Origin of the sequence: Burkholderia sp. NLJ2, assembly GCF_049487195.1 — a bacterium.
GTDB classification, from domain to species: Bacteria; Pseudomonadota; Gammaproteobacteria; order Burkholderiales; family Burkholderiaceae; genus Burkholderia; species Burkholderia pyrrocinia.
Window position 1 is genome coordinate 3,109,511 of the sequence record NZ_CP137808.1, and the last position, 23,097, is coordinate 3,132,607.

Annotated in this window: 20 protein-coding genes; 10 read left to right on the forward strand and 10 right to left on the reverse strand. The window is 69.5% G+C overall.

Annotated elements, in window-relative coordinates; translation table 11 throughout:
• The 5 genes from R9B84_RS14330 to R9B84_RS14350 all read right to left on the reverse strand — a co-directional run bounded on the left by R9B84_RS14330 (position 1) and on the right by R9B84_RS14350 (position 5,711).
• On the reverse strand, positions 1 to 441 hold the full coding sequence (locus tag R9B84_RS14330) for a CHRD domain-containing protein (protein WP_423758432.1): 441 nt from the start codon (positions 439 to 441) through the stop codon (positions 1 to 3).
• Between the two features lie 408 nt (positions 442 to 849).
• Positions 850 to 1,623 carry a class II aldolase/adducin family protein gene (locus R9B84_RS14335; protein ID WP_059557112.1) on the reverse strand — a complete coding sequence of 258 codons (774 nt, stop codon included), beginning with the start codon at positions 1,621 to 1,623 and terminating at the stop codon, positions 850 to 852.
• A 307-nt stretch (positions 1,624 to 1,930) separates the two neighbouring features.
• Positions 1,931 to 3,025, reverse strand: coding sequence for an IS5-like element ISButh5 family transposase (locus tag R9B84_RS14340; RefSeq protein ID WP_423758433.1), 1,095 nt, complete (start codon positions 3,023 to 3,025; stop codon positions 1,931 to 1,933).
• 98 nt (positions 3,026 to 3,123) lie between these two features.
• Positions 3,124 to 4,749 (reverse strand): phospholipase D family protein, encoded by a 1,626-nt coding sequence (locus R9B84_RS14345; RefSeq protein WP_423758434.1) that lies wholly within the window; start codon positions 4,747 to 4,749, stop codon positions 3,124 to 3,126.
• Between the two features lie 245 nt (positions 4,750 to 4,994).
• Complete coding sequence (locus R9B84_RS14350; RefSeq protein ID WP_423758435.1) at positions 4,995 to 5,711, reverse strand: FadR/GntR family transcriptional regulator; 717 nt, start codon at positions 5,709 to 5,711, stop codon at positions 4,995 to 4,997.
• 134 nt (positions 5,712 to 5,845) lie between these two features.
• On the opposite strand from R9B84_RS14350, the gene R9B84_RS14355 reads away from it, so the two are divergent.
• Genes R9B84_RS14355 through R9B84_RS14370 form a run of 4 tightly spaced genes read left to right on the forward strand, consistent with a single transcriptional unit; the run spans position 5,846 to position 10,584 of the window.
• Positions 5,846 to 6,646, forward strand: coding sequence for a (Fe-S)-binding protein (locus tag R9B84_RS14355; RefSeq protein ID WP_423758436.1), 801 nt, complete (start codon positions 5,846 to 5,848; stop codon positions 6,644 to 6,646).
• The gene (locus R9B84_RS14360; RefSeq protein ID WP_423758437.1) at positions 6,643 to 7,383 is read left to right on the forward strand and encodes a LutC/YkgG family protein; all 741 of its coding nucleotides are present in this window, start codon (positions 6,643 to 6,645) and stop codon (positions 7,381 to 7,383) included. Before R9B84_RS14355 ends, R9B84_RS14360 begins: the two co-directional genes overlap by 4 nt.
• On the forward strand, positions 7,380 to 8,825 hold the full coding sequence (locus R9B84_RS14365; RefSeq protein ID WP_423758438.1) for a LutB/LldF family L-lactate oxidation iron-sulfur protein: 1,446 nt from the start codon (positions 7,380 to 7,382) through the stop codon (positions 8,823 to 8,825). Before R9B84_RS14360 ends, R9B84_RS14365 begins: the two co-directional genes overlap by 4 nt.
• 58 nt (positions 8,826 to 8,883) lie before the next feature.
• Complete coding sequence (locus R9B84_RS14370) at positions 8,884 to 10,584, forward strand: lactate permease LctP family transporter (protein WP_423758439.1); 1,701 nt, start codon at positions 8,884 to 8,886, stop codon at positions 10,582 to 10,584.
• A 102-nt stretch (positions 10,585 to 10,686) separates the two neighbouring features.
• On the opposite strand, the gene R9B84_RS14375 is transcribed toward R9B84_RS14370, so the two are convergent.
• From R9B84_RS14375 to R9B84_RS14395, 5 genes are all read right to left on the reverse strand, one after another.
• Complete coding sequence (locus R9B84_RS14375) at positions 10,687 to 11,448, reverse strand: M48 family metalloprotease (RefSeq protein ID WP_423758440.1); 762 nt, start codon at positions 11,446 to 11,448, stop codon at positions 10,687 to 10,689.
• A 199-nt stretch (positions 11,449 to 11,647) separates the two neighbouring features.
• Positions 11,648 to 12,430, reverse strand: coding sequence for a glycosyltransferase family 2 protein (locus tag R9B84_RS14380; protein ID WP_423758441.1), 783 nt, complete (start codon positions 12,428 to 12,430; stop codon positions 11,648 to 11,650).
• Between the two features lie 113 nt (positions 12,431 to 12,543).
• Positions 12,544 to 13,854 (reverse strand): endoribonuclease L-PSP, encoded by a 1,311-nt coding sequence (locus R9B84_RS14385; RefSeq protein ID WP_423758442.1) that lies wholly within the window; start codon positions 13,852 to 13,854, stop codon positions 12,544 to 12,546.
• A gap of 87 nt (positions 13,855 to 13,941) precedes the next feature.
• Positions 13,942 to 14,658: a 3-oxoacyl-ACP reductase FabG gene (fabG, locus tag R9B84_RS14390; RefSeq protein WP_047901066.1), complete on the reverse strand. Its 717-nt coding sequence runs from the start codon at positions 14,656 to 14,658 to the stop codon at positions 13,942 to 13,944.
• Positions 14,659 to 14,768: 110 nt separating this feature from the next.
• The gene (locus R9B84_RS14395; protein WP_082146036.1) at positions 14,769 to 15,053 is read right to left on the reverse strand and encodes a phosphopantetheine-binding protein; all 285 of its coding nucleotides are present in this window, start codon (positions 15,051 to 15,053) and stop codon (positions 14,769 to 14,771) included.
• Between the two features lie 553 nt (positions 15,054 to 15,606).
• Between R9B84_RS14395 and R9B84_RS14400 the strand changes: the two genes are divergently transcribed.
• Genes R9B84_RS14400 through R9B84_RS14425 form a run of 6 tightly spaced genes read left to right on the forward strand, consistent with a single transcriptional unit; the run spans position 15,607 to position 23,035 of the window.
• Positions 15,607 to 16,260 carry a hypothetical protein gene (locus R9B84_RS14400; RefSeq protein WP_423758443.1) on the forward strand — a complete coding sequence of 218 codons (654 nt, stop codon included), beginning with the start codon at positions 15,607 to 15,609 and terminating at the stop codon, positions 16,258 to 16,260.
• A 53-nt stretch (positions 16,261 to 16,313) separates the two neighbouring features.
• Positions 16,314 to 18,068 (forward strand): AMP-binding protein, encoded by a 1,755-nt coding sequence (locus tag R9B84_RS14405; protein WP_423758444.1) that lies wholly within the window; start codon positions 16,314 to 16,316, stop codon positions 18,066 to 18,068.
• A complete protein-coding gene (locus tag R9B84_RS14410) occupies positions 18,065 to 19,033 on the forward strand; it encodes an acyl-CoA synthetase (protein WP_423758445.1) in 969 nt (322 codons plus the stop codon). The genes R9B84_RS14405 and R9B84_RS14410 overlap by 4 nt, the downstream gene beginning before the upstream one ends.
• A complete protein-coding gene (locus tag R9B84_RS14415) occupies positions 19,030 to 19,683 on the forward strand; it encodes an outer membrane lipoprotein carrier protein LolA (protein ID WP_423758446.1) in 654 nt (217 codons plus the stop codon). The genes R9B84_RS14410 and R9B84_RS14415 overlap by 4 nt, the downstream gene beginning before the upstream one ends.
• The gene (locus R9B84_RS14420) at positions 19,683 to 22,148 is read left to right on the forward strand and encodes an MMPL family transporter (protein ID WP_423758447.1); all 2,466 of its coding nucleotides are present in this window, start codon (positions 19,683 to 19,685) and stop codon (positions 22,146 to 22,148) included. The genes R9B84_RS14415 and R9B84_RS14420 overlap by 1 nt, the downstream gene beginning before the upstream one ends.
• Complete coding sequence (locus R9B84_RS14425; protein ID WP_423758448.1) at positions 22,145 to 23,035, forward strand: polysaccharide deacetylase family protein; 891 nt, start codon at positions 22,145 to 22,147, stop codon at positions 23,033 to 23,035. The genes R9B84_RS14420 and R9B84_RS14425 overlap by 4 nt, the downstream gene beginning before the upstream one ends.
• Positions 23,036 to 23,097: the final 62 nt, after the last annotated feature.

A 23,097-nucleotide genomic window follows, 5' to 3' on the forward strand; every position in this document is an offset into this window, starting at 1 on the left:
TCAGCTCGCCGGCATCACCTGGCCACGGATCTCGCCGGACGGGTGATCCTTCGTGTGGACGTTGAAGTACCACTTGCCGCCCATCAGGTCGGTGACCTGCGCGTCGGTGAGTTCCTTCGAGCCCTTGATCGGGCTCGCCAGCTCGTCCTTCGGAATCGGCACCTGCACGCCCGCGTTCTGGCCGACCGGCGCGGGCCCGTGGAAATGCGCGGCGGTGGCCGGCCCCGTGAGGTGTTCGTAAGTGACCGTCCACTGCAGCATGTGCGTGGCGGTGTCGTAAGTGGCGTCGACAGCGCCCGAGCCCTTGGTTGCCGTCGGCGGCACTTCGCTCGACGGCTGCAGATTGGCGGACAGGCGCACCGTTTCGGCGGCGGCGGCGGCGCTGCCGGCGGCCAGCGCACCCGCGAGTAACGCGACCTGGAGCAAATGCAGCTTAGGCATGGACTCTCCTTGTACGACGTGGTACGCCGCCCAAACGGGGACGCTACACGTGATGGTAGTCGATCGCCGCCGATCCGGCAGCCGGCCGAACGGCCATGCAGCGAATCGTCACACCGCCCGCCGGTGCGCCGCGCATGGCCGGCCATCTCGCGCGACGCACATCGCGTCAGTCTGCTTCAGGCTGGAACGGACCTTTGCAGCCTGACGGCTGAATCCGCGCGCGGCCTTTCGCTACACTTCGTCTCACAGTTGCTTGTTTCCTTCGTCCGAAGGAGTCTGCGAGTATTCACGCGGCCACCCGGCCGCGTTTTTTTTGCGTGCGCGGCCGGATCCGGTTCGCGTCGTCACAAGCGTCTCAAGCATGACGAAGCGATTGCGCTGCCGCTCGCGGCGCAACAGCACGTCGCGTCACGCCCGATAACCGGGATCGATGCGATCGACGATGCGCTGCAACGCGTCGAACGCGTCCTGCCCCGCGCCATGCTTCGGGTCGAAATTCAGCGAATCGCGCACGCACCCTTCGAGCACGGGCGGCGCGATCGGCAGCGCGCCGCCGATCGCGTGCGTGGCGACCTGTACCTCGCATGCGCGGTTGAGCAGCCACATCAGCGAGAACGTCTGCGCGAGCGTCGCGCCGATCGTCACCGGCCCGTGGTTGCGCAGCAGCAGCACGGGCCGCCCGCCGGCACTCTCGACGATGCGCCGCCCCTCCTCCAGATGCACGGTGATGCCCTCGAAGTCGTGATACGCGATCTTCCCGTACAACTGCGCGGAATAGAAATTCGAGAACGACAGCCCGTCGCGCGAACAGCACACGGCCATCGTGGGCGTCGTGTGCACGTGCATCACGCAGTGCGCATCGGGCAGCGCCGCATGGATCGCGCTGTGGAACGTGAAGCCGGCCGGATTGATCGGCCAGTCGGAATGGCCGATCACGTTGCCGTCGATGTCGATCTTCACGAGGTTCGACGCGCACACCTCGCGGTAATGGAGCCCGAACGGGTTGATCAGGAAATGCCCGTCCTCACCCGGCACGCGCAGCGAGATATGGTTGTAGATCAGCTCGGTCCAGCCGAGATGATCGAAGATGCGATAGGCCGCCGCGAGCTGCACGCGCGCCTGCCATTCGGCTTCGGAGAAGCGGGCGGGACGCGTGAACGGCTGGTTCGGTACACGTTGCATGGGGAACTCCGGTTGCAGGTGTGAGCGGTGCGCGTGGCGCGGGCCGTCCGGCGGCATCGTCACGCTGCCACGATAGTTGCGCGCACAACCATATCACCTTTCCCAGTGCACCGCTAACGCGGGTTTAGCCGGAGCGCTTCCGTCCTTTAGCAGGCTGTTGAAAAGCGCCTCGTTTTGACGACCGGGGTGCTATTTAGAAAGGTTTCGTATGCGATTGGCCGCTGAGTTGCAGACGTATCGTGCCGGATGCCCCGCTGGCGAGCGGGCCAGCTGGTGCGTTGCCACGCAATGGCCGCGCTCGGGCGGCTCATCGCATCGCTCCCTGCGGCACCGCTGCCAGTATTCGGGCCATTCGAGTCAGGTTACTCGCCAGCATCGTCAGCTTGAAGTGCTGGTCGACTCGTTTGATGCCGCGATACGCGGTCTGTCGAATCCTGCCGACGGTCTTGCCCCAACCGAAGTGCTCCTCGATGCGTTTGCGAATCACTTGGCTGATGCCATAACCGACGTGCCGCGAGGTGCGGCCGTCAATCGCGCTGCCACCTTGATGCGCGTCGTTGCGCGCAACGTGTGGCGTCACTTTGCGCGCTCGGCAATCCCGGACAAAGTCACGCATGTCGTAACCCTTATCGGCCCCGAGCGTCTTGGCGTGACGACCCGGTACGCAATCGAGCAGGCGCAACGCACTCGCTCGTTCGCCGAAACCGTCAGCGTGGCTGACCACTGCGCCGACCACCAAGCCCGATCGGTTCTCCATCAGGATGTGCCCCTGGTAACACAGGATGGACGGCGTGCCTTTGCTCTTCCTAAACAGCCGCGCGTCCGAATCGGTACTCGATTCATGCGTGTCGTTGCTGCGCTGCTTGCCCTTCCAGTCGGTGTCGACATTGCGGCCACCGCCGGCCGGCGGATCGTCCGAGCCATCCTTGGGCCGGAAGCTCTTGTGGCTGGCCCACGCCTGAATCAGCGTGCCATCGACCGAAAAGTGTTCTCTGGACAGCAGCCCTTGCTTGTCGGCCAGGCTCATGACTTCGGTAAAGAACGCTTCGACCACTTCATGCTCGAGCAGACGATCGCGGTTCTTCGAGAACACCGAGTGATCCCAGACGGCATCTTCGATCGCGAGGCCGACGAACCAGCGGAACAGCAGGTTGTAGCGCATCTGTTCCATCAGCATGCGCTCGCTGCGCACCGAGTAAAACACTTGCAACAGCAGCGCACGCAGCAGTTTCTCGGGCGCAATCGATGCTCGGCCGCTGTCCGCGTAGATCGTGCTGAACAGCCCATTGAGTCGCTTCAGCGCTTGATTGACCAGCAGCCGAAGCGGCCGCAACGGGTGATCGGCCGGCACGAAGTCTTCCAGCTTCACCGTCGTGAACAGCGGTTCTTGCATCTCGTCCATTCCGCGCATCGCTCTCGTCTGCCCAAGTTCATGAACACGATATCTCTAACGCACCGCCCTCAGGGCCCGTTTACACCGTATTCAATTTCAACAGCCTGCTAAAGCTGGTCGTCGACCGGCAGCAGCATGAAGATGCCGGTCATCAGGTTGCGCAGCAGCCCCGCGTGCGGATCGACGTGATACGTGGTCGGCCGGCCGTTGTCCGTGCCCGTCCACTCGAGTTCGGGCGCGCCGCCGCCTGCCGGCGTCGCGAGGCTCACGCGATAGCTTTCGTCGGGCTGCGTCACGCGCGCGAAGATCGTCGCGACCTGCTGGGCAAGCGCCGGGCTGTGGATCACGAGCGCGAGTTCGGTATTCAGGTGCGCGGAACGCGGATCGAGGTTCATCGAGCCGATCACCAGAATCTTCCGGTCGATCACGTACGCCTTCGCGTGCAGGCTCGCGCGCGAGCGCGACCCGAACACGCGTGGGCGCTGCCGGCCGGGCTGCGCCTTGAACTCGTACAGCTCGACACCGTGCTGCAGCAACGGCACGCGGTATGGCCCGTAACCGGCCTGCACGGCTACCGCGTCGGTCGCGGCGAGCGAATTCGTCAGGATCGCGACGCGCACGCCGCGCGCGGTCGTGTCGCCGAGGATCTTCACGCCCGCGTCGTGCGGCACGAAATACGGCGAGAACGCGAGGAATTCCTGCTGCGCGCCGCGCGTCAGCTCGACGAGGCGCTGCATCGGCGGGCTCACGTAAGCGTCGGTCGGCTGCGCGACCTTGTCGGGCACGTCGACCTTGAACTCGGCCGGCGCCCACACGAGCGAGAGCTCGTCGCGCACGATCTGCTGCGCGAGCGGCGTCGCGTTCAGCGGCTTCGCGTTGAACGGATCGGCGTTCTGGCGCCAGTGGTTGCGCAGCTCGTCGCGCATCGCGTCGAGATCCTTCGGATCGAACGACTGGTGATTCAGCACTCGCAGCGGATAGCTGCTCGCGCTTGCCCAGTAAGTGTCGAAGCTCACCGAGATGTCGTTCGTCACGGGGCCGGCGGCGAGCACGTCGAGATCGCGGAACTGCAGCGTCGGGCTCGCGCTGAAGTATTCGTCGCCGAGATTGCGGCCGCCGACGATCGCGATCTGGTTGTCCGCGATCATCGCCTTGTTGTGCATCCGGCGCGTGAAGCTGTCGATACTCGTGAAGAAATTGGTCGTGCGCTCGACCATGCGCTGCCGCGACGCGCCGAACGGGTTGAACACGCGGATCTCGATGTTCGGGTGCGTGTTCAGCGCGGCCATGATGCGATCGATGTCGCGGAAGTTCAGGTCGTCGACCAGCATCCGCACGCGCACGCCGCGATCGGCCGCGTACAGCGCCGCGGCGAGCAGCAGCTTGCCGGTCGTGTCCTCGGTCGCGATGTAGTACTGCATGTCGAGCGTCTTCGTCGCGGCGCGCGCGAGCGCGATGCGCATCTGCAGCGCCTCGGCGCCGTCGGCCAGCAGCCGGAAGCCCGACTGGCCCGGATGCGCGGCCTCGGGCGCGGCCAGCGCGTCGCGCAGCGGCGTCGCGGTATCGGGCGCCAACGCATGGGAGACCGGGCGATCGAGCGTGGTAGCGGGCGGATGCGTCGCGCACGCGGCGACGAGCGATAGCAGCACGCAGACGGCCAGCGCACGGGCCGTGCCGCATGCGGTACGCCACGACAGCGCGGCCGGCGCGCGCCGGATGAAAGACCTGGGCACGGAAACTTCCTCGACTGGCGGAACAACGGTCCGCATTCGCCGCGGCGCGCGGCTGGCGGGCGGTTCCGGCCGATTCTAGTGGGCGCCCGATGAACCGGTCAATCGCGCGGGCGGCGCAGGCAGCGCCCCGCTGCGGCAGCGGGCGGCGTGGGCGGCCGGAAAACGACCGCGTGCCCGGCGTCGAGGTCCGACCACCCCGGATCCGCCCGCCGGGCGGCCCGCGCACCGAAGCGGTCCGACCAATCTCATTGCCCGTCGCCGCTGCGCTCGAAATGGCTGCGCACGTAGTCGATATGCGTCTGCATCGCGGTGCGCGCCTCTTCGGGCCGGTGCGCGCAAATCGCTTCGCACACGACGCGGTGCTGTCGCAACAGCAGCTCGGACGCCTGCTCGTCGTGCGTCGTCATGCCCGCGGCGTTGATCGTGATGTGCTCGCGCAGCATCCCGATCACGCTCGCATGCAAGTGCAGAAACATCGTGTTGTGCGATGCGAGCGCGATCGCCTCGTGCAGCTTCGCGTCGGTCGCGGCTTCGACGGTCGCGTCGTCGTTCGCATGCGCGGTTTCGAGTTCGCGCAGCAGCGTGCGGATCCGGCGCCGGTCGTTCGCGTCGGCACGCAGCGCGGCGAAATACGCGGTCGCACCTTCGAGCACGCGGCGGAATTCGAGGATGTCGTCGCGCAGCGCCGGGTGATCGGCAACCAGCTGGCCCCACGGCGACGCGATGCCCGCGCGCAACTGGTCCGTCACGTAGACGCCCGCGCCGCGCCGGCTCTGCAGCAGCCCGCGCGCGACGAGCCGCTGGGTCGCCTCGCGCACCGTATTGCGCGCGACGCCGTACTGCTGCGCGAGCACACGCTCGGCCGGCAGGCGCGCACCGGCCGGCCAGGTGCCGTCGAGCAGCGCCGTCTCGATCTTGCGCATCACCACTTCGGTCCGGCCCCGTGCCGTCATCGCTGCCATCGTCGCGTCTCCCTCCGGAATGCCCGCCGCGCCGATTGGCCCAACCAATTTGAGCTGCGGCGCCGTCGCGGGAATTATGCAGCGAAATCGTCGTCCCGCATCCGCATGCGGGGCCGTCGCCACTGGAGCGAGACATGAACGAAAGGCAGTACCCCGCCGCCGCCGCCGCGCACGTCTATCTGTTCGCGACCTGCCTGGTCGACCTGTTCGTCCCTGAAGCGGGGCTCGACGCGGTCCGCCTGCTGGAGCGCGAAGGCCTGACCGTCCACTATCCGCGCGGCCAGAGCTGCTGCGGGCAGCCGGCCTACAGCAGCGGCAATCCCGACGAAGCGCGCCGCGTCGCGGCCGCGCAACTCGGCCTGTTCGCCGAACCGTGGCCCGTGATCGTGCCGTCCGGCTCCTGCGCGGGCATGATCCGTCACCATTGGCCGGCACTGTTCGCGGACGATCCGGTGAACGGCCCGAAGGCGCGCGCGATCGCGGACCGAACCTACGAACTCGCCGAATTCCTCGTCCATGTGCTCGACGTGCAACTCGACGCAGCCGCGGCAAATGCCGGACCCGACGAGCGCGTCGTGCTGCACACGTCGTGCGCGGCGCGCCGCGAGATGGGCACGCGCGTGCACGGCGTCGCGCTCGTCGACGCGCTGCCGGGCGTGACACGGATCGAACACGAACGCGAATCCGAATGCTGCGGCTTCGGCGGCACGTTCTCGCTGAAGCATCCCGACATCTCCGGCGCGATGGTGCGCGACAAGGTCGCGTCGGCCTGCGCGACCGGCTGCGACCGGCTCGTGTCCGCGGACTGCGGCTGCCTGCTGAACATCGGCCACGCTGCGACCAAGGCCGGCGCGCCGCTGCCGGTCGAGCATCTCGCAAGCTTCCTGTGGCGGCGCACGGCCGGCGCCGCGTCGCTGCGCGGAGACAAGCGATGAGCGCGCGCGCCGCGATTCTCGCGCGCCTGCGCGCCGCCGCCCCGGGTGTCGCCGCGACGGCCGCCCCCGCGCTCGACGCACGCATCGACACGCATTACGACACGCGCCGCGCATCGGCCGCGCGCGATCCGCACGCACTCGCACAGGCGATGCAGGCCGCGCTCGCCGCATCGCACGCGGAGGTCTGGTGCGCGGCCGACGACGAATGGCCCGCTCAGCTTGCCGCGCGCCTCGCCGACGCCGGCGTGCGCCGCCTGCTGCTCGACCCGGCCCGCGCCGAATCCGCGGCGCTCGCCCGCGCGCTGCCCGACGCGGTCGCGCCCGTGCCGTTCGACCGGCCGATCGATGCGTGGAAGACCGAACTGTTCGACACGATCGACGCGGGCTTCACCGTCGCACGCTCGGGCATCGCGGCGACCGGCACCGTCGTGCTCGCACCCGATGCCGGCACGCCGCGCACGGTGTCGCTGGTGCCGCCGCTGCATGTCGCGCTCGTCCACGCGAGCACGCTGCATGCGGACCTGCACGCAGCCGTGCACGCGGAGCGCTGGCACGCCGGCATGCCGACCAACCTCGTGCTGGTGTCGGGGCCGTCGAAGACGTCCGACATCCAGCAGACGCTCGCCTATGGCGCGCATGGCCCGCGCCGCCTGTGGGTCGTGATCGTCACCGATCCGGCTGCCAACGTCATGGCCACCCGGCCGGCCGCAACCGCTTGCGAGGAGCTGCCGCGATGAGCGACCACACGCTGCAATTCGTCGCCCCCGGCGACTTCAAGGCCCGCGCGCGCGCCGCGCTCGACGATCCCGCACTGCGCCAGAGCTTTCGCGGCGCGATGGATTTCCTGCAGGGCAAGCGCGCGACGCAATTCCCCGACGACACCGAGCTGCAGCAGTTGCGCGATCTCGGCGAAGCCGTGCGCCAGCACGCGCTCGCGCAATTGCCCACGCTGCTCGAACGGCTCGAGGCGAAGCTCGCCGAAGCCGGCGTGCACGTGCACTGGGCCGAGACGGCCGCCGACGCGAACGCGATCGTGCTCGGCATCGCGCAGGCGAAGAAGGCGCGTCGCGTGATCAAGGGCAAGTCGATGGCGAGCGAGGAAATCGAGCTCAACCATTACCTCGCGGATCACGGCGTCGACTGCATCGAGTCCGACATGGGCGAATTCATCGTGCAACTCGCGGGCGAGAAGCCGTCGCATATCGTGATGCCGGCGATCCACAAGACGCGCGGCGACATCGCCGGCTTGTTCGAGAAACACATCCCCGGCACGCGCTACACGGAGGACGTCGACGAGCTGATCCAGACCGGCCGGCGCGCGCTGCGCCGCGCGTTCGCCGACGCGGACATCGGCCTGTCCGGCGTGAACTTCGCGGCGGCCGACACGGGCACGCTGTGGCTCGTCGAGAACGAAGGCAACGGCCGCCTGTCGACAACGGTGCCCGACACGCACATCGCGATCATGGGGATCGAGAAGGTCGTCGAGAAGCTCGAGCACATCGTGCCGCTGTCGAGCCTGCTCACGCGCTCGGCCACCGGCCAGGCAATCACGACCTACTTCAACCTGATCTCGGGCCCGCGCCGAGACGGCGAGCGCGACGGCCCGCGCGAACTGCATCTCGTGCTGCTCGACAACGGGCGCACGCAGGCCTACGCGGACGAACAACTGCGCACGACGCTGCAGTGCATCCGCTGCGGCGCATGCATGAACCACTGCCCCGTCTATACGCGCATCGGTGGCCACGCCTACGGGACGACCTACCCGGGGCCGATCGGCAAGATCATCTCGCCGCACCTGCTCGGTCTCGACGCGACGGCCGACCTGCCGACTGCGTCGACGCTGTGCGGCGCATGCGGCGAGGTGTGCCCGGTGCGGATCCCGATCCCGCAACTGCTCGTGCGGCTGCGCACCGAGGCGAACCGCAAGCCCGACGAACCCGTCGCGCATCCGCTGCGCGGCCAGGGCGCGAACTACAACCGCGCGGAAGACCTCGTGTGGCGCTTCTGGTCCGGCGCGTTCGCGCATCCGCGCGCGTACCGCGCGTTCCGCTGGACCGCAACGCGCCTGCGCGCGCTGACGCCCGCGAAACAGATGGGCTGGACGCAGCACCGCACGCCGCTCGAACCGGCGCCGCGCAGCCTGTCCGACCTGCTGCGCGCACGCGGCCAGCCCGAATAGCACCCCGGCTTTCCCGCCAGTACCCATAGAGATACAGACACAGATGGAGGAGACACCCATGCAGGTTTGGCATCAGATCTACACCCCGCTCGGCAGCCTCGGGCTGTCGGCGTTCGTCGCCGCGATCCCGATCATCTTCTTTTTCGTCGCGCTGGCCGCGCTGCGGATGAAAGGCCACGTCGCGGCCGCGGTCACGCTGCTGCTGGCGCTCGGCGTCGCGATCCTCGCGTACGGAATGCCCGTGCCGCAGGCGCTCGCGGCGGCCGCCTTCGGCTTCGCATATGGCCTGTGGCCGATCGCGTGGATCATCGTCGCGGCCGTGTTCCTGTACAAGATCGTCGTGAAGACCGGCCAGTTCGACGTCATCCGCGCGTCCGTGCTGTCGATCACCGACGACCAGCGCCTGCAGATGCTGCTGATCGGCTTCTCGTTCGGCGCATTCCTCGAAGGCGCGGCCGGCTTCGGCGCGCCCGTCGCGATCACGGCCGCGCTGCTCGTCGGCCTCGGTTTCAAGCCGCTGCACGCGGCCGGGCTGTGCCTGATCGCGAACACTGCGCCGGTCGCGTTCGGCGCGATGGGCATCCCGATCATTGTCGCCGGGCAGGTGACGGGCATCGACCCGTTCCACATCGGCGCGATGGCCGGCCGCCAGCTGCCGCTGCTGTCGCTCGCGGTGCCGTTCTGGCTCGTGTTCATGATGGACGGGCTGCGCGGCGTGCGGCAGACCTGGCCGGCCGCGCTCGTCGCGGGCGGCAGCTTCGCGGTCACGCAATACTTCACGTCGAACCACATCGGGCCCGAGCTGCCGGACATCACGTCGTCGCTCGTCAGCCTCGTCGCGCTCGCGGCATTCCTGAAGGTGTGGCAGCCGCGCACCGCGCAGCAGCCGGCCGGCGGTATCGTCGCGTCCGGTGGCGGCGCGGCGCTGGCCGGGTTCGGCGCGGGCGGCTTCGGCACGGGCACGAGCCGGCAGGCTTCGCCGTACACGCTCGTGCATACCGTGCGCGCGTGGTCGCCGTTCCTGATCCTGACGGCCGTCGTCACCGTGTGGAGCATCGCACCGTTCAAGGCGCTGTTCGCCGCGCACGGCGCGCTCGCGTCGACCGTGCTGAAGTTTCACGTGGCGGGGCTCGACCAACTCGTCGTGAAGACCACGCCGATCGCCGCGACGCCGAAGGCGCTCGAAGCCGTGCTGAAGATCGATCTCGTGTCGGCAGTCGGCAGCGCGATCCTCGTGACCGCGCTGATCTCGATGGTCCTGTTGCGGATGAAGCCGCGCGACGCGCTCGTCACGTTCGGCGAAACGCTGAAGGAGCTGACGCGCCCGATCCTGTCGATCGGCCTCGTGCTCGCGTTCGCGTTCGTCGCGAACTACTCGGGGATGTCGTCGACGCTCGCGCTGATGCTGGCCGCGACCGGCGCCGCGTTCCCGTTCTTCTCGCCGTTCCTCGGCTGGCTCGGCGTGTTCCTGACCGGCTCGGACACGTCGTCGAACGCCCTCTTCTGCTCGCTGCAGCAGGCCACGGCCCATCAGCTCGGCGTGCCCGAGACACTCGCGGTCGCCGCGAACACGACGGGCGGCGTGACCGCGAAGATGATCTCGCCGCAGTCGATCGCGGTCGCGTGCGCGGCGACGGGCCTCGTCGGCAAGGAGTCGGAGTTGTTCCGCTTCACGGTGCGGCACAGCCTGCTGTTCGCAGTGATCGTCGGGTTGATCACGCTCGTGCAGGCGTACGTGTTGCCGGGGATGGTGCCGTAAGCGGCGCGCACCCCAAAAAAACAAAACCCCACGCTCGGAAGAGCGTGGGGTTTTTCTTTTCGCCTGCCGATCGCCGGCGCTGGCCGGCGATCGGCTGCGCGATCAGCTGCCCTTCGCGATGCGATCCTCGATGTGCTGCGCACGGCTCGCCGACGACGGGTGCGAACTCATCATCGAGCTCTGGCCGCCATCGAGCTTCGCGAGCTTCTGGAATCCGGTGACGAGGCCCTTCTGGGTCATGCCCTTCTGCTTCATCAGGTCGAACGAGTAGTCGTCCGCCGCGCTTTCCTGCGTCTGCGAGAACTGCGCGTTGATGAACTTCTCGGTGATGTCGCCGAGCTGCGAGCTCGACAGCGCCGCCACGCCCGGCGATGCCGCGCCGGCCGCGCTGCGCGCCGCGCTCACCGCGTACGCCGTCTGCATCGCCTTCTTCGAGTGACCCAGTGCGACGTGGCCCATTTCATGGCCGATCACGCCGCGCAGCTCGTCGTCATTCATCATGTCCATCAGGCCGCTGTACACGCGCACGCAGCCGTTGCCCATCGCCCACGCGTTGACGTCCTTGGTCATGTAGACCTTGTAGTTGATCTTCTGGCCGTTCAGCGTCATGTCGCCGAAGCCCTTCATCACCTTCGTCAGACGCTTCGAATACGCGCTGTTCGCCGGCGCGATCTTCGATTCGGCGTCGCTGGACTTGCACGAGTCGTTCGACAGCGCGGCGATGTCTGCATCCGACAGCGTCGCTGCCTTGTACAGGTTCGTCCCCGCCGACGTCAGGCTGTTCGCGTCGAGGCTCTGTACCCCGCCGCACGCGCTCAACAGAAACGCCACGCCACACGCTGCCACCGCTTTCTTGAGTTGCATCCCGGATCCCTCGATAGTTGTATTTGGGAGCGGCGATTTTGCATAATCCGGCAGAAAATTACCAGATGTTTACATCCCATGACACCTTCATTACTCATAGGATTGGTACGAAGCGGCGATTTTCGGCGGAATTGACGAACAAAAACGGCGCAATCGCCCGCGAGCGGGCGACGATCGGGATGGAAAACGGGCGCGCCGCTCAGGCCGCCTGGTCGCGGCGGCGCGTCAGCCGCCGCGCGACCAGCATCGGCAGCCGCACCGCGAAACCGATGAAAAGCCGCAGGTGCATCCATGCGAGCAGCGCGTTGTCGCGGCCGTAGTGGAAATGCGACACGCCGCCCTCGTGCTGACCGAAGTAGCGCACCGGCGCGTCGATGCGGATCGGACGCACGCCGGCCCAGCACAGCCGCACGGCCGCTTCCGGATCGAAGTCGAAGCCGCGCATCCACGGCTGGCGCCGCATGATCGCGGCGAGCGGCGCGACCGGATAGACGCGAAAGCCGTACAGCGAATCGCCGATCCCGGCCCACAACGTCTCGAGGTCGGCCCATGCGTTCGACAGCCGGCGCCCCTGCACGCGCAACTGCGGTGCGCTCGCGTCGAACTTCGGCACGCCGAGCACCATCGCATCGGGCGCGGCCTGCGACGCGGCCATGAAAGCGGGAATCAGGTCGGCCGGATGCTGGCCGTCGGAATCCATCGTCAGCACGTGCGTGAAGCCGCTCGCGGCAGCCGCGTCGAGCCCCGCGAGCACCGCGGCGCCCTTGCCGCGGTTCTCCGGCAGCACGATCACGCGCAACCCGGGATCGTCCTCGGCCATCGCCTGCAGCCGCTCGGCGCTGCCGTCGGTACTGCCGTCGACGACGACCCATACCGGATTCCACTGCGCGCGGGCGTTGCGCACGGTCGTGTCGACCTTGGCGCCCGGGTTGTAGCTCGGAATCAGCACGAGATGGGTGGATGAGGCGTGCAGCTTGGACATGGGAACGGCCGAATGCGAAGACGGGGATCCTGACAAAAGTTTATGACTTGCCGGCGACTGGCGGCAGGTTTCGTCGACACCCGCCGGTTGCCGGATCGTGAGGTTCTCCCGCTTCATGACAGCCACTCCACTGCGTGCCCCGCGCTGGCTTCGATCTCGACCAGCAGGTCGTCGCGGCATACGTCCGCATGGACGAACAGCGGCCGCACGCCGGGGCCGGCCGCATCGCGCAGCACGCGCTCGACCCCGGCAAGCGCCGCGGCATCGCCGGCATCACGCACATAGACGCGATAGCTCAGGTCGGCGAGCGAGAACGGGCCATGCCCCTGCCGCGCAGCCTGCTCGAGCACGGCCGCGAGGTTCGCGACCGTCTCGCGCGTTTGCGCGACGACGTCGCCGTGATGCACGGTGCGGTGCCCGACGATGCTCGCGGTGCCCGATACGAACAGCACCGGCGCGGTGCCGCGATCCGCCCAGGCGGCTGCACGCGCGAACGTCGGCGCCCGCGGGCCGTACTGCGCCGGATAGTGATACGCGCTGACCTGGCGCGGGTTCTCGACCGGATCGGCCGGCGTGCGGCTCGCGAGGAAATGGATCGCGAGCGGCGCGTCCGGCGACGCGTCGCCCGCGACCGGCACGACCGAGCCGAGCGCGCACGCGGCCGGCACGCCGCCCGTCAGTGCGCGGCGGCACGCGTCGAAGGCGTGCTGGCGGCCGATATTGAACTGACGATAGCGTTCGATCCCGAACTGCACGGCATTGATCGCCGGCACGGTGTTCCAGATGCGCAGCGGATGCGGCATGCCGAGCGTATCGAGCACGTCGAACAGCGCGCGGTATGCATCGTGCGTCGCACGTTCGAGCGGCGTGCCGCCGTCGCGCTGCGCGCCGGGCGTTTCCTGCACGACGATGCTGCCGAACACGAGCCCCGCCGCTTCGCTGTAGCGATAGTGCAGCCCGCCGCGCCGTTCGCTGCGCAGGTCGCGCGCATTGCATTGCCAGATTTCGCAGACGGCATCGTCCGGTGCGACGCCGGCGCCGAGCAGCGCCATCTGCACCGGCGCAACCGGCAGATCGGGCGCGGCATCGGCCAGCATCCGCGCTGCCGCATCGGCGCGCGTTTCAGCCTGCGATTCTGCGTACGATTCGTCCCGCAACCCGGCCGCGCCGATACACACCGCGCCCAACGCGCCTGGAAACGCGCAATCGAATCCTGCGCCACGCACGCGCGCATCGCGCAGCGACGCGGCGAGCCGCGCATGACTCATCTGGACGAGCCGCAGTGCGCGGTCGCCGCCGTGCGCGAGCGGCGCGCCCGATCGCAATGCGTCCGATCCGGCCGCCGCCTGCCCGCGCGCGACGGGCGCGGTGGCTGACGACAGGGAACGCGGGCGCCGTTCGGCGTCGACTGGATGCACGGACACTTCGATTTCCTCACTATGCGGCGCAGGCCGCGCGACATCGCGGCCAGCATTGCGTTGCGTGACGTCAGGCCGACGCCGCGCGTTTCGTCATGCGAGCCCGCCGTTGACGGACATCACCTGCCCCGTCACATAGGCCGCGGCGTCGGACACCAGATACGCGACCATCGCCGCGACTTCGTCGGGCCGGCCCGCGCGCTGCGCGGGCACGAGCTGCTTGATCCGTTCGGCGGGAAACGCCTGTTCGGCCATCGGCGATTCGATGATGCCGGGTGCGACCGCGTTCACGGTGATGCCGCGCGACGCGAGCTCCAGCGACAGCGACTTGGTCGCGCCGATCAGCCCCGCCTTCGCGGCCGCGTAATTGACCTGCCCGCGATTGCCGGTCACGCCGGCCACCGACGCGATGTTGACGATCCGCCCGCGCCGCGTGCGGATCATCGGCAGCAGCAGCGGTTGCGTGACGTTGAAAAAACCGTTGAGCGTCACGTCGATCACGCTGTGCCACTGCTGGCGCGACATGCCGGCCATCGGCGCGTCGTCGTGAATGCCCGCGTTGTTGACGAGAATCTGCACCGGTGACTCGTCGGCGAGCGGCGCCAGCGCCGCAAGCGTCGCATCGGCGTCGGTCACGTCGAACGCGATCGCGCGCGCGGTGCCGCCAGCCGCGACGATCTGCTGCGCGACGGCCTCCGCCTGCGCGAGATGGCGGTTCGCATGGACCCACACTTCATGGCCGGCCTGCGCGAGCGCCGTGCAGATCGCCTGCCCGAGTGCGCCGCTGCCGCCCGTCACGAGCGCCCGCATCGAATTGCTCCGTTCATCGCGTTCCACCTTGATCGACGCGGCGGCGCATCGTCTGCCGATCGCCGCCGCGTGCCGTCTTCACCTGCGCGTCACGCCCGTGCGCGACGCCGTCACTTCGTGCGATGCGCGGCGACGTACGCGGCCAGCGCGCCGAGCGTCGCAAAGATCTTCTGGTTATCCGGATTGTCCGAGCGCAGTTCGAAGCCGTATTTCTTCGAGATCAGCAGCGCGATTTCCAGGATGTCGATGGAGTCGAGCCCGAAACCTTCGCCATACAGCGGGGTCTCGTCCGTCACTGTTTCGAGCGGGACGTCTTCGAGATTCAGTTCGCCGATGATCAGCGTGGCGAGCTCTTGTTCCAGTGCGTTCATCATGCGTGCGGGCAGGCGGCCCATGGCAGCGGGAGGCGCCCGGAAACGGCAACCGTCGTGCACGCCCGGCGCGTGCAAATCTCCGTCCCTCCAGCGTCTGCCGGCTTCCCCGCCTGCGTTATTTGGGGATCGTTGGTAAAAGTTACGCGGATTCTAGACGATGGGTATCGGGTCGTATACCGGGAATGGTTACAGACTGGCGAGCCGGCGCCGCGGCCCGTTTCGGGACGCGAACGCAGGAGACGCTTGAGCCGCTTTGGATGGAAATGGGCCGACCCCGCGAAACCGTTCGTCCGGTGCCATACAATCGGTTACAAAACCCGCACGCGCCCACCCCGAACACGCCGTACCGCGGCCCTAAAATGAGCGTGCCCGACCACCGGCCCGGACCCGCGTCCCGGCCGCCATTCATATGATGTTTGACCGCCCGACCACCGCGTCCGGCTACGCTCCGCCCGATGTCTCCAGCCATGCCGCATCCGTCCTTCCGCTCCGTTCCGGTTTGTCCGCCCGTCAGCCGCTGCACCGCAGCGGCGGCCGGACGCGGATGCGCGCGCCGTGCGCCCGGAGGCCGCCGATGAGCCGGCTGCTGCCCGTCGTGCGCGGCGTCGCCGCGGTCGGCGCCGTGGCGGCCTACCAGGCCGGCGCGCACTACGCGGTCGCGACGCCCGGCGCGCACGGCGTCGGCCTCGCGATGGCGCTCGTGCCGCCGCTGCTGCTCGCGCTCGGCGTGGCGCTGCGCTCACCGCATCGCGCATGGTTCGTGCCGGCGTGGCTGCTCGCCGCCGCCGCGCTGTGGGCCGCGCGCGCGCCGCTCGCGCAGCACTTCGAATGGGGCCTGTATCTGGAACACGCGAGCTTCAACGTCGCGATGGCGCTGCTGTTCGGCCGCACGCTCGCGGCCGGCGAGGTGCCGCTGTGCACGCGCTTCGCGGCGATGATCCACGGCGCGGTCACGCCGGCCGTCGCGCGCTATACGCAGCAGATCACGCTTGCTTGGACACTGTTCTTCGTCGCGATCGCCGCCGTGTCGACGCTGCTGTTCGCGACCGCGCCGATCGTCACGTGGTCGACGTTCGCAAACTACCTGTCGCTGCCGCTCGTCGCCGTGATGTTCGCCGCCGAGCATGCGTGCCGGCGCTTCGCGCTGCCGCACGAGCCGCGGTCGCGAATGGTCGACGCGGTGCGCGCGTATCGTGCGACAACCCACGCGTCGCAGGCGTCACGATGAATTCACGGCCGGTGCGCGACCGCGCCGGCCTTCGCTCCCGTTTTTACCGATTTATGCCGACTTACCCGCTGGTATTCCATTCCTCGCCGGACCAGACGATCGCCTGGCGCGACGGTGCGCCCGTCACCGTGCGCGCGTTCGTCGCCGACATCGCGCGCGTCGCGGCGGCACTGCCCGCCGGCGGCCACGTGTTCAACGTGTGCCGCGACCGCTACCGCTTCGCGGTCAGCCTGTGCGCGGCGCTCGTCGCCGGCAAGGTCAGCCTGCTGCCGTCGACGCACACGCCGGAAATGGTCCGCCAGCTCGCGTCGTTCGCGCCCGACGCGTTCTGCCTGCACGACGCGCCCGACTGCGCGATCGACCTGCCGCGCTTCGCGTACCCCGATGCCGCCCCCGGCGACCTCGCCGACGATGCGCCGTTCGCGGTGCCGCAGATCGATGCGGCGCGGATCATGGCGTATGTGTTCACGTCCGGCTCGACCGGCGCGCCGGTGCCGCACCGCAAGACCTGGGGCTTCCTGGTCGGCTGCGTGCGCGCGGCGGCCGACCGCCTCGGGCTGCTCGACGGCCGCGCGGCCACGCTGATCGGCACGGTGCCCGCGCAGCACATGTACGGCTTCGAGTCGACGGTGCTGCTCGCACTGATCGGCGGCCTCGCGTTCAGCAATCGCCAGCCGTTCTACCCGGTCGACATTCGCGACGAACTCGATTCGATCCCGCAGCCGCGCGTGCTCGTCACGTCGCCGATCCACCTGCGCGCGCTGCTGTCGGCCGGCCACGCGCTGCCGCGCGCGGCGCTCGTGCTGTCGGCCACCGCGCCGCTGTCGGAGAAGCTCGCATGCGAAGCCGAGGCCGCGCTCGACGCGCCGCTCGTCGAGATCTACGGCAGCACCGAGACGGGCCAGATCGCGACCCGCCGCACATCGCAGGGCGCGGCGTGGGCGCTGTTCCCGGGCATCCGGCTCGACGCGCGCGACGAGCCGGCAAGCGACGGCGCGGGCGACGACGGCGGGCCGACCGTGTGGGTGTCGGGCGGGCACGTCGAGGCGCCCGTGCCGATGGGCGATGCGCTCGAACTGCTCGGCGACGGCCGCTTCCTGCTGCACGGCCGCAAAGCGGACCTCGTCAACATCGCCGGCAAGCGCACGTCGCTCGCGTACCTGAACCACCAGCTCAACGCGATTCCGGAGGTGGTCGACGGCGTGTTCTTCATGCCCGACGAAACCGCACCGGCGCACGGCGACGCGAGCCTCGAACCGGTCACGCGCCTCGTCGCGCTCGTCGTCGCGCCGACGCTCGCGGCCGCCGACCTGCAGCGCGCGCTGCGCGAGCGGATCGATCCTGCGTTCATGCCGCGCCCGCTCGTGTTCGTCGATGCGCTGCCGCGCAACGAAACGGGCAAGCTGCCGCGCGACGTGCTGGCCGCGCTCGTTGCACGACACGCGCGTGCCGCGACCGCGCCGATGGCCGCACGCGGCGCAGCCGACACGCCCGCGCTCGCGTTCACGATTCCCGCCGACCATCCGGCGCTGCCCGGCCACTTTCCCGACCATCCGGTCGTGCCGGGCGTCGTGCTGCTCGATCACGCGATCCATGCGATCGGCGCGGCGCTGAACCGCCCGCTGCACGCGTGGCGGCTCGGTTCCGCGAAATTCCTCAGCCCGGTCGCACCGGGCGAACCGCTCGATCTCGCGTTCGACGCCGCAGCCAGCGGTGCGATCCGCTTCACGCTGCGCGCCGGGTCGCGCGATGTCGCGACCGGCGTGCTGTCCGCGCCGCCGGCCGCGCAGGACGGGGCACAACCATGAAGCGCACCGCGTGGGCCGAACGCCAGGAGCGCAGCAACGCGGGATTGCTGCGCACGATGACGTGGATCTCGCTGCGCTTCGGCCGGCAGCGCGCACGCATCGTGCTGCACCTGATCGCGACGTATTTCGTGCTGTTCTCGCCGGTCGCATGCGCGGCGTCGCGCGACTACCTGCACCGCGTGCTCGGCCGCCCCGCGCGCTGGCGCGACGTGTACCGGCACGTGTTCACGTTCGCGGCGACGATCCACGACCGCGTCTACCTGATGAACGGGCGCTTCGACCTGTTCGACATCCGGCTGCACGGCGAAACGCTCGTCGACGATGCGCTCGCGGGCGGACGCGGCGCGTTCCTGATGGGCGCGCACCTCGGCAGCTTCGAGGTCGTGCGTGCGATCGGCCGCACGCACCCGGACCTGCGCGTCGTCGTCACGATGTACGAGAAGAACGCGCGCAAGATCAACGCGACGCTCGCCGCGGTGAATCCGGCCGCGAAGCCGGAAGTGATTCCGCTCGGGCAGGTCGACTCGATGCTGAAGGTGCGCGAGCGCCTCGACGCCAACTGCATGATCGGGATGCTCGCCGACCGCACGCTGCTCGACGATGCGGCTACGTCGCTGCGGCGGCTGCCGCTGCTCGGCGCGCCCGCCGCGTTCCCGCTCGGGCCGCTCTACATGGCCGCGATGCTGCGACGCCCGGTGATCTTCATGACGGGCCTCTATCGCGACGGCAATCGCTACGACGTGCACTTCGAGACGCTCGCCGATTTCTCCGATGTGCGGCGCGACGCACGCGCGGCGGCTGTCGACGCGGCACTCGCGCGCTACGTCGCGCTGCTCGACAAGTACTGCCGCGCGGCGCCGTACAACTGGTTCAACTATTTCGATTTCTGGCAAGTCGGAGACGCTGCCGCCACCGCGCGCCGCGCCGCCGCCGACCTGTCCGCCACGAGGGATTCCGACGCATGACCGCCGTTCGCCGCTTCCTGCTCCCGTTTGCGCCCGCGCTTGGTCGCACCGTCCGTACGCTCGCCGCCGCCGCAACCGCAACCGCCGCCGCGATCGCGCTGGCCGCGCCCGCGCAAGCGGCCGACACGGGTTCGGCCTGGAACCTCGACCGGCTGATGTCGACGCTCGCGCAGCACAAGTCGGGGCGTGCGACGTTCACCGAGACGAAGTACCTGTCGATTGCCACGCAGCCGGTCGAATCGTCCGGCGAACTCGTGTTCGTCGCGCCCGATCATCTGGAAAAGCACACGCTGAGCCCGAAGCCCGAGCACCTCGTCGTCGACGGCGACATGCTCACCGTCGAGCGCAACAACCGCAAGTACACGCTCGCGCTCGCGCGCTATCCGGAACTCGGCGCGTTCATCGACAGCATCCGCGCGACGCTCGCCGGCAACCGCTTCGCGCTTGAGCAGATCTACAAGGTCGCACTCGCCGGGCGCGGCGACGACTGGACGCTGACGCTCACGCCGCTCGACTCGCGGATGCTGAAGGTCGTCAGCACGATCACGCTCGACGGCACGCGCGACATGTTGCGCAGCGTCGCGATCCGGCAGGCCGACGGCGATCATTCGGTGATGCGCCTGCAACCCGTTCCGGCGAACCCGAACTGATGGACGAACGCATCCGGCCCTCGCTCGTCAGCCACCGCCTGCACGCGTTGCGGCAGCGCGCGGTGCTCGTGTGGCTGCTCGCGCTCGTCGCGTGCGGTGTCGCGATCGGCCGCGCGCACTTCACGGCCGACCTGTCCGCGTTCCTGCCAAGCTCGCCGAGTGCCGGGCAGCGCGTGCTCGTCGACCAGTTGCGCGACGGCATCGTGTCGCGGCTGATCCTCGTCGCAATCGACGGCGGCGATACAGGCACGCGCGCCGCGCTGTCGCGGCGCATCGCCGGCACGCTGCGCACCGATCCGCAGTTCGCGGCGGTTCACAACGGCGAAGCGGCGAACGACGCGCACGACCGGCAGTTCATCTTCGATCACCGCTACCTGCTGAGCCCGGCCGTCACGCCGCAGCGCTTCAGCGCCGACGGCCTGCACCAGGCGCTCGGCGACAGCCTCGACCTGCTGAGCTCGTCGGCCGGCCTCATGGCCAAGGCGATGCTGCCGCGCGACCCGACCGGCGAAGTCGCCGCGCTCGTCGACCAGCTCGACAGCGCGGCGCAACCGGCGAGCCGAGACGGCGTGTGGGCATCGCGCGACGGCACGCGCGCGGTGCTCGTCGTGCAGACGGCCGCGGCCGGCTCCGATACCGATGCGCAGGCGCGCGCGATCGACACGGTGCGCCGCGCATTCGCCGCCGCGACGCAGGCCGTGCCGAACGCGGCCGCGAGCACGCTCGCGATGACGGGCCCCGGCGTGTTCTCGGTCGACATGCGCGACACGATCCGCCATGACGTCGAGCGGCTGTCGACGGCGAGCGTCGTGCTGATCGTCGCGCTGCTGCTGACGCTGTACCGTTCGCCGCGCACGCTCGCGCTCGGGTTGCTGCCGGTGCTGACGGGCGTCGCGGCCGGGATCGCGGCGGTCAGCGTCGCGTTCGGCACGGTCCACGGGCTGACGCTCGGCTTCGGCACGACGCTGATCGGCGAAGCCGTCGACTATTCGATCTACCTGTTCGTGCAATCGGCGCAGGCCGGCACGCGCGGCACCACGCGCCCGGCCGACGCGACGCGCGCATGGCTCGCCGCGTACTGGCCGACGATCCGGCTCGGCGTGCTGACGTCCGTATGCGGTTTCGCGTCGATGCTGTTCTCCGGATTCCCGGGCCTCGTGCAGCTCGGCCTGTATTCGATCGTCGGGCTGACGGCCGCCGCGCTCGTCACGCGCTTCGTGCTGCCGCACCTGCGCGGCGAGCATGTCGCGATCCGCGACGTGTCGCGCGTCGGCGCCGTGCTCGCACGTGCGGCCGACGCCGCGCCGCGGCTGCGCTGGCCGCTCGCGGTGCTCGTGGTCGCCGCGTGCGCGACGCTCGTGCTGCATCGCGACGGCCTGTGGAGCCGCGAGCTCGCCGCGCTCAGCCCCGTGCCGGCGCATGCGCAGGCGCTCGACGCGCGGCTGCGCGCCGATGTCGGCGCGCCCGACGTGCGCTACCTCGTCGTGATTTCCGCGCCGACCGAGCAGGCCGCGCTCGAGCGCGCGGAACAGGTCGCAGCACAACTGCAGCCGCTCGTCGACCAGGGCGCGCTCGCGGGTTTCGAAAGCCCCGCGCGCTACCTGCCGAGCGACGCCGCGCAGCGCGCGCGCCAGGCGAGCCTGCCGGATGCGGATGTGCTCGCCGCACGGCTGCGCGACGCCGTCGCAAATCAACCGATCGCCGTGAAGCCCGACCTGTTCGCACCATTCATCGCCGATGTCGATGCCGCGCGCCACGCGCCGCTGCTGACGCGCACGGACTTGCGCGGCACGTCGATGGCGCTCGCGGTCAATGCGCTGCTGACCGAACGCGACGGCCGCTGGAGCGCGATGCTGCCGCTGCGCGCGCCGGACACCGCACGCGCAGCGCAATCGGCGCCGGGGCTCGACGCAACGCCGATACGCGCGGCCGTCGCACGCGCGGGCGTACCCGATGCGCTGTTCGTCGACATGAAGGCCGAAGCCGATCGCCTGTACGTGAGCTACGTGCACGAGGACATCCGGCTGTCGCTCGCGGGTTTCGCGGCGATTGCCGTGCTGTTGCTGATCGCGCTGCGTTCGCCGCGCCGTGCCGTGCGCGCGCTCGCGCCGCTCGTCGCAGCCGTGCTGGTCGTGACGGCCGGCTTCGCGCTCGCCGGCGTGCAGCTGACGATCCTGCACCTCGTCGGCATGCTGCTGATCGTCGCAGTCGGCTCGAACTACGCGCTGTTCTTCTGCAAGCGCGACGATGCGCAGCCCGTCACGCCGTACACGCTCGTGTCGCTGCTGGTCGCGAACCTCGCGACGGTCGCCGGCTTCGGGCTGCTGGCGCTGTCGCGCGTGCCGCTGCTCGAAACCTTCGGGCTGACCGTCGGCCCCGGCGCGATGCTCGCGCTCGCGTTCGCGGCGATACTCGCGCCGCGCGCCGCGGCGGCCGGCGATCGTCGTCAACGGGGTACGGCATGAACGCGCCGTCATCCGTTCCGCCGCGCCAGCCCGGCCAGTCCGACGTACACCGCTGGAAGCCGACGCCGCTGATCGCGGGCGCGGCCGCGCTGCACGCGGGCGCGGCCGCCGCCGTCGTCGCGCAGCCGGCCGCGTGGCCGTGGGCCGTCGGCGGCGTGGTCGCGTCGCATCTCGCGCTGACGGCGGCCGGCCTGTGGCCGCGCAGCACGCTGCTCGGCCCGAACTGGACGCGCCTGCCGGCCAGCGCCGGCCGCCGGATCGCGCTGACGATCGACGACGGCCCGGACCCGGACGTCACGCCGCGCGTACTCGACCTGCTCGACCGTTACGACGCGCGCGCGACGTTCTTCTGCATCGGCGATCTCGCGCGCCGTCATCCGCGGTGGATCGAGGCGATCGTCGCGCGCGGTCACGCGGTCGAGAACCACAGCCAGCGGCACCGGCATACGTTCTCGCTGTCGGGGCCCGCCGCGCTGCGGCGCGAGATCGCGGCCGCGCAGCAGACACTGACCGAGATTGCCGGCACGCGCCCGCAGTTCTTCCGCGCACCGGCCGGCCTGCGCAATCCGTTTCTCGAACCGGTGCTGTGCGAACTCGGCCTGCAGCTTGCGAGCTGGACGCGGCGCGGCTTCGACACGCGCGCGCGCGACGCCGCGACCGTCACGCGCCGCCTGCTGCACGACCTCGCACCGCGCGACATCCTGCTCGTGCACGACGGTCACGCGGCACGTGACGCGCGCGGCGAACCGGTCGTGCTCGACGTACTGCAAGCGGTGCTGCGCGCGGCCGCCGATGCGCAACTGCACTGGATCACGTTGCGCGCGGCGCTTGCGCCCGAACCGCCCGGCCAGCCGGGCGTTCCGGCACCCCCGTTTGATAAAATCTGACTTCGAACGGCGCGCCCGCCAGCCCTGCTGCGGCGCCCGTTCCGGCCACCGGATGCGACCCT

Excerpts from the sequence above, each read along its gene's own strand:
- R9B84_RS14355 (WP_423758436.1), top strand. The coding sequence starts at position 5,846 with ATGAACGAAAGGCAGTACCCCGCCGCCGCCGCCGCGCACGTCTATCTG.
- R9B84_RS14410 (WP_423758445.1), top strand. The coding sequence starts at position 18,065 with ATGAAGCGCACCGCGTGGGCCGAACGCCAGGAGCGCAGCAACGCGGGA.
- fabG (WP_047901066.1), bottom strand. The coding sequence starts at position 14,658 with ATGCGGGCGCTCGTGACGGGCGGCAGCGGCGCACTCGGGCAGGCGATC.
- R9B84_RS14380 (WP_423758441.1), bottom strand. The coding sequence starts at position 12,430 with ATGTCCAAGCTGCACGCCTCATCCACCCATCTCGTGCTGATTCCGAGC.
- R9B84_RS14335 (WP_059557112.1), bottom strand. The coding sequence starts at position 1,623 with ATGCAACGTGTACCGAACCAGCCGTTCACGCGTCCCGCCCGCTTCTCC.
- R9B84_RS14400 (WP_423758443.1), top strand. The coding sequence starts at position 15,607 with ATGAGCCGGCTGCTGCCCGTCGTGCGCGGCGTCGCCGCGGTCGGCGCC.
- R9B84_RS14405 (WP_423758444.1), top strand. The coding sequence starts at position 16,314 with ATGCCGACTTACCCGCTGGTATTCCATTCCTCGCCGGACCAGACGATC.
- R9B84_RS14370 (WP_423758439.1), top strand. The coding sequence starts at position 8,884 with ATGCAGGTTTGGCATCAGATCTACACCCCGCTCGGCAGCCTCGGGCTG.
- R9B84_RS14350 (WP_423758435.1), bottom strand. The coding sequence starts at position 5,711 with ATGGCAGCGATGACGGCACGGGGCCGGACCGAAGTGGTGATGCGCAAG.
- R9B84_RS14340 (WP_423758433.1), bottom strand. The coding sequence starts at position 3,025 with ATGGACGAGATGCAAGAACCGCTGTTCACGACGGTGAAGCTGGAAGAC.
- R9B84_RS14330 (WP_423758432.1), bottom strand. The coding sequence starts at position 441 with ATGCCTAAGCTGCATTTGCTCCAGGTCGCGTTACTCGCGGGTGCGCTG.
- R9B84_RS14375 (WP_423758440.1), bottom strand. The coding sequence starts at position 11,448 with ATGCAACTCAAGAAAGCGGTGGCAGCGTGTGGCGTGGCGTTTCTGTTG.
- R9B84_RS14415 (WP_423758446.1), top strand. The coding sequence starts at position 19,030 with ATGACCGCCGTTCGCCGCTTCCTGCTCCCGTTTGCGCCCGCGCTTGGT.
- R9B84_RS14365 (WP_423758438.1), top strand. The coding sequence starts at position 7,380 with ATGAGCGACCACACGCTGCAATTCGTCGCCCCCGGCGACTTCAAGGCC.
- R9B84_RS14360 (WP_423758437.1), top strand. The coding sequence starts at position 6,643 with ATGAGCGCGCGCGCCGCGATTCTCGCGCGCCTGCGCGCCGCCGCCCCG.
- R9B84_RS14420 (WP_423758447.1), top strand. The coding sequence starts at position 19,683 with ATGGACGAACGCATCCGGCCCTCGCTCGTCAGCCACCGCCTGCACGCG.
- R9B84_RS14395 (WP_082146036.1), bottom strand. The coding sequence starts at position 15,053 with ATGGGCCGCCTGCCCGCACGCATGATGAACGCACTGGAACAAGAGCTC.
- R9B84_RS14425 (WP_423758448.1), top strand. The coding sequence starts at position 22,145 with ATGAACGCGCCGTCATCCGTTCCGCCGCGCCAGCCCGGCCAGTCCGAC.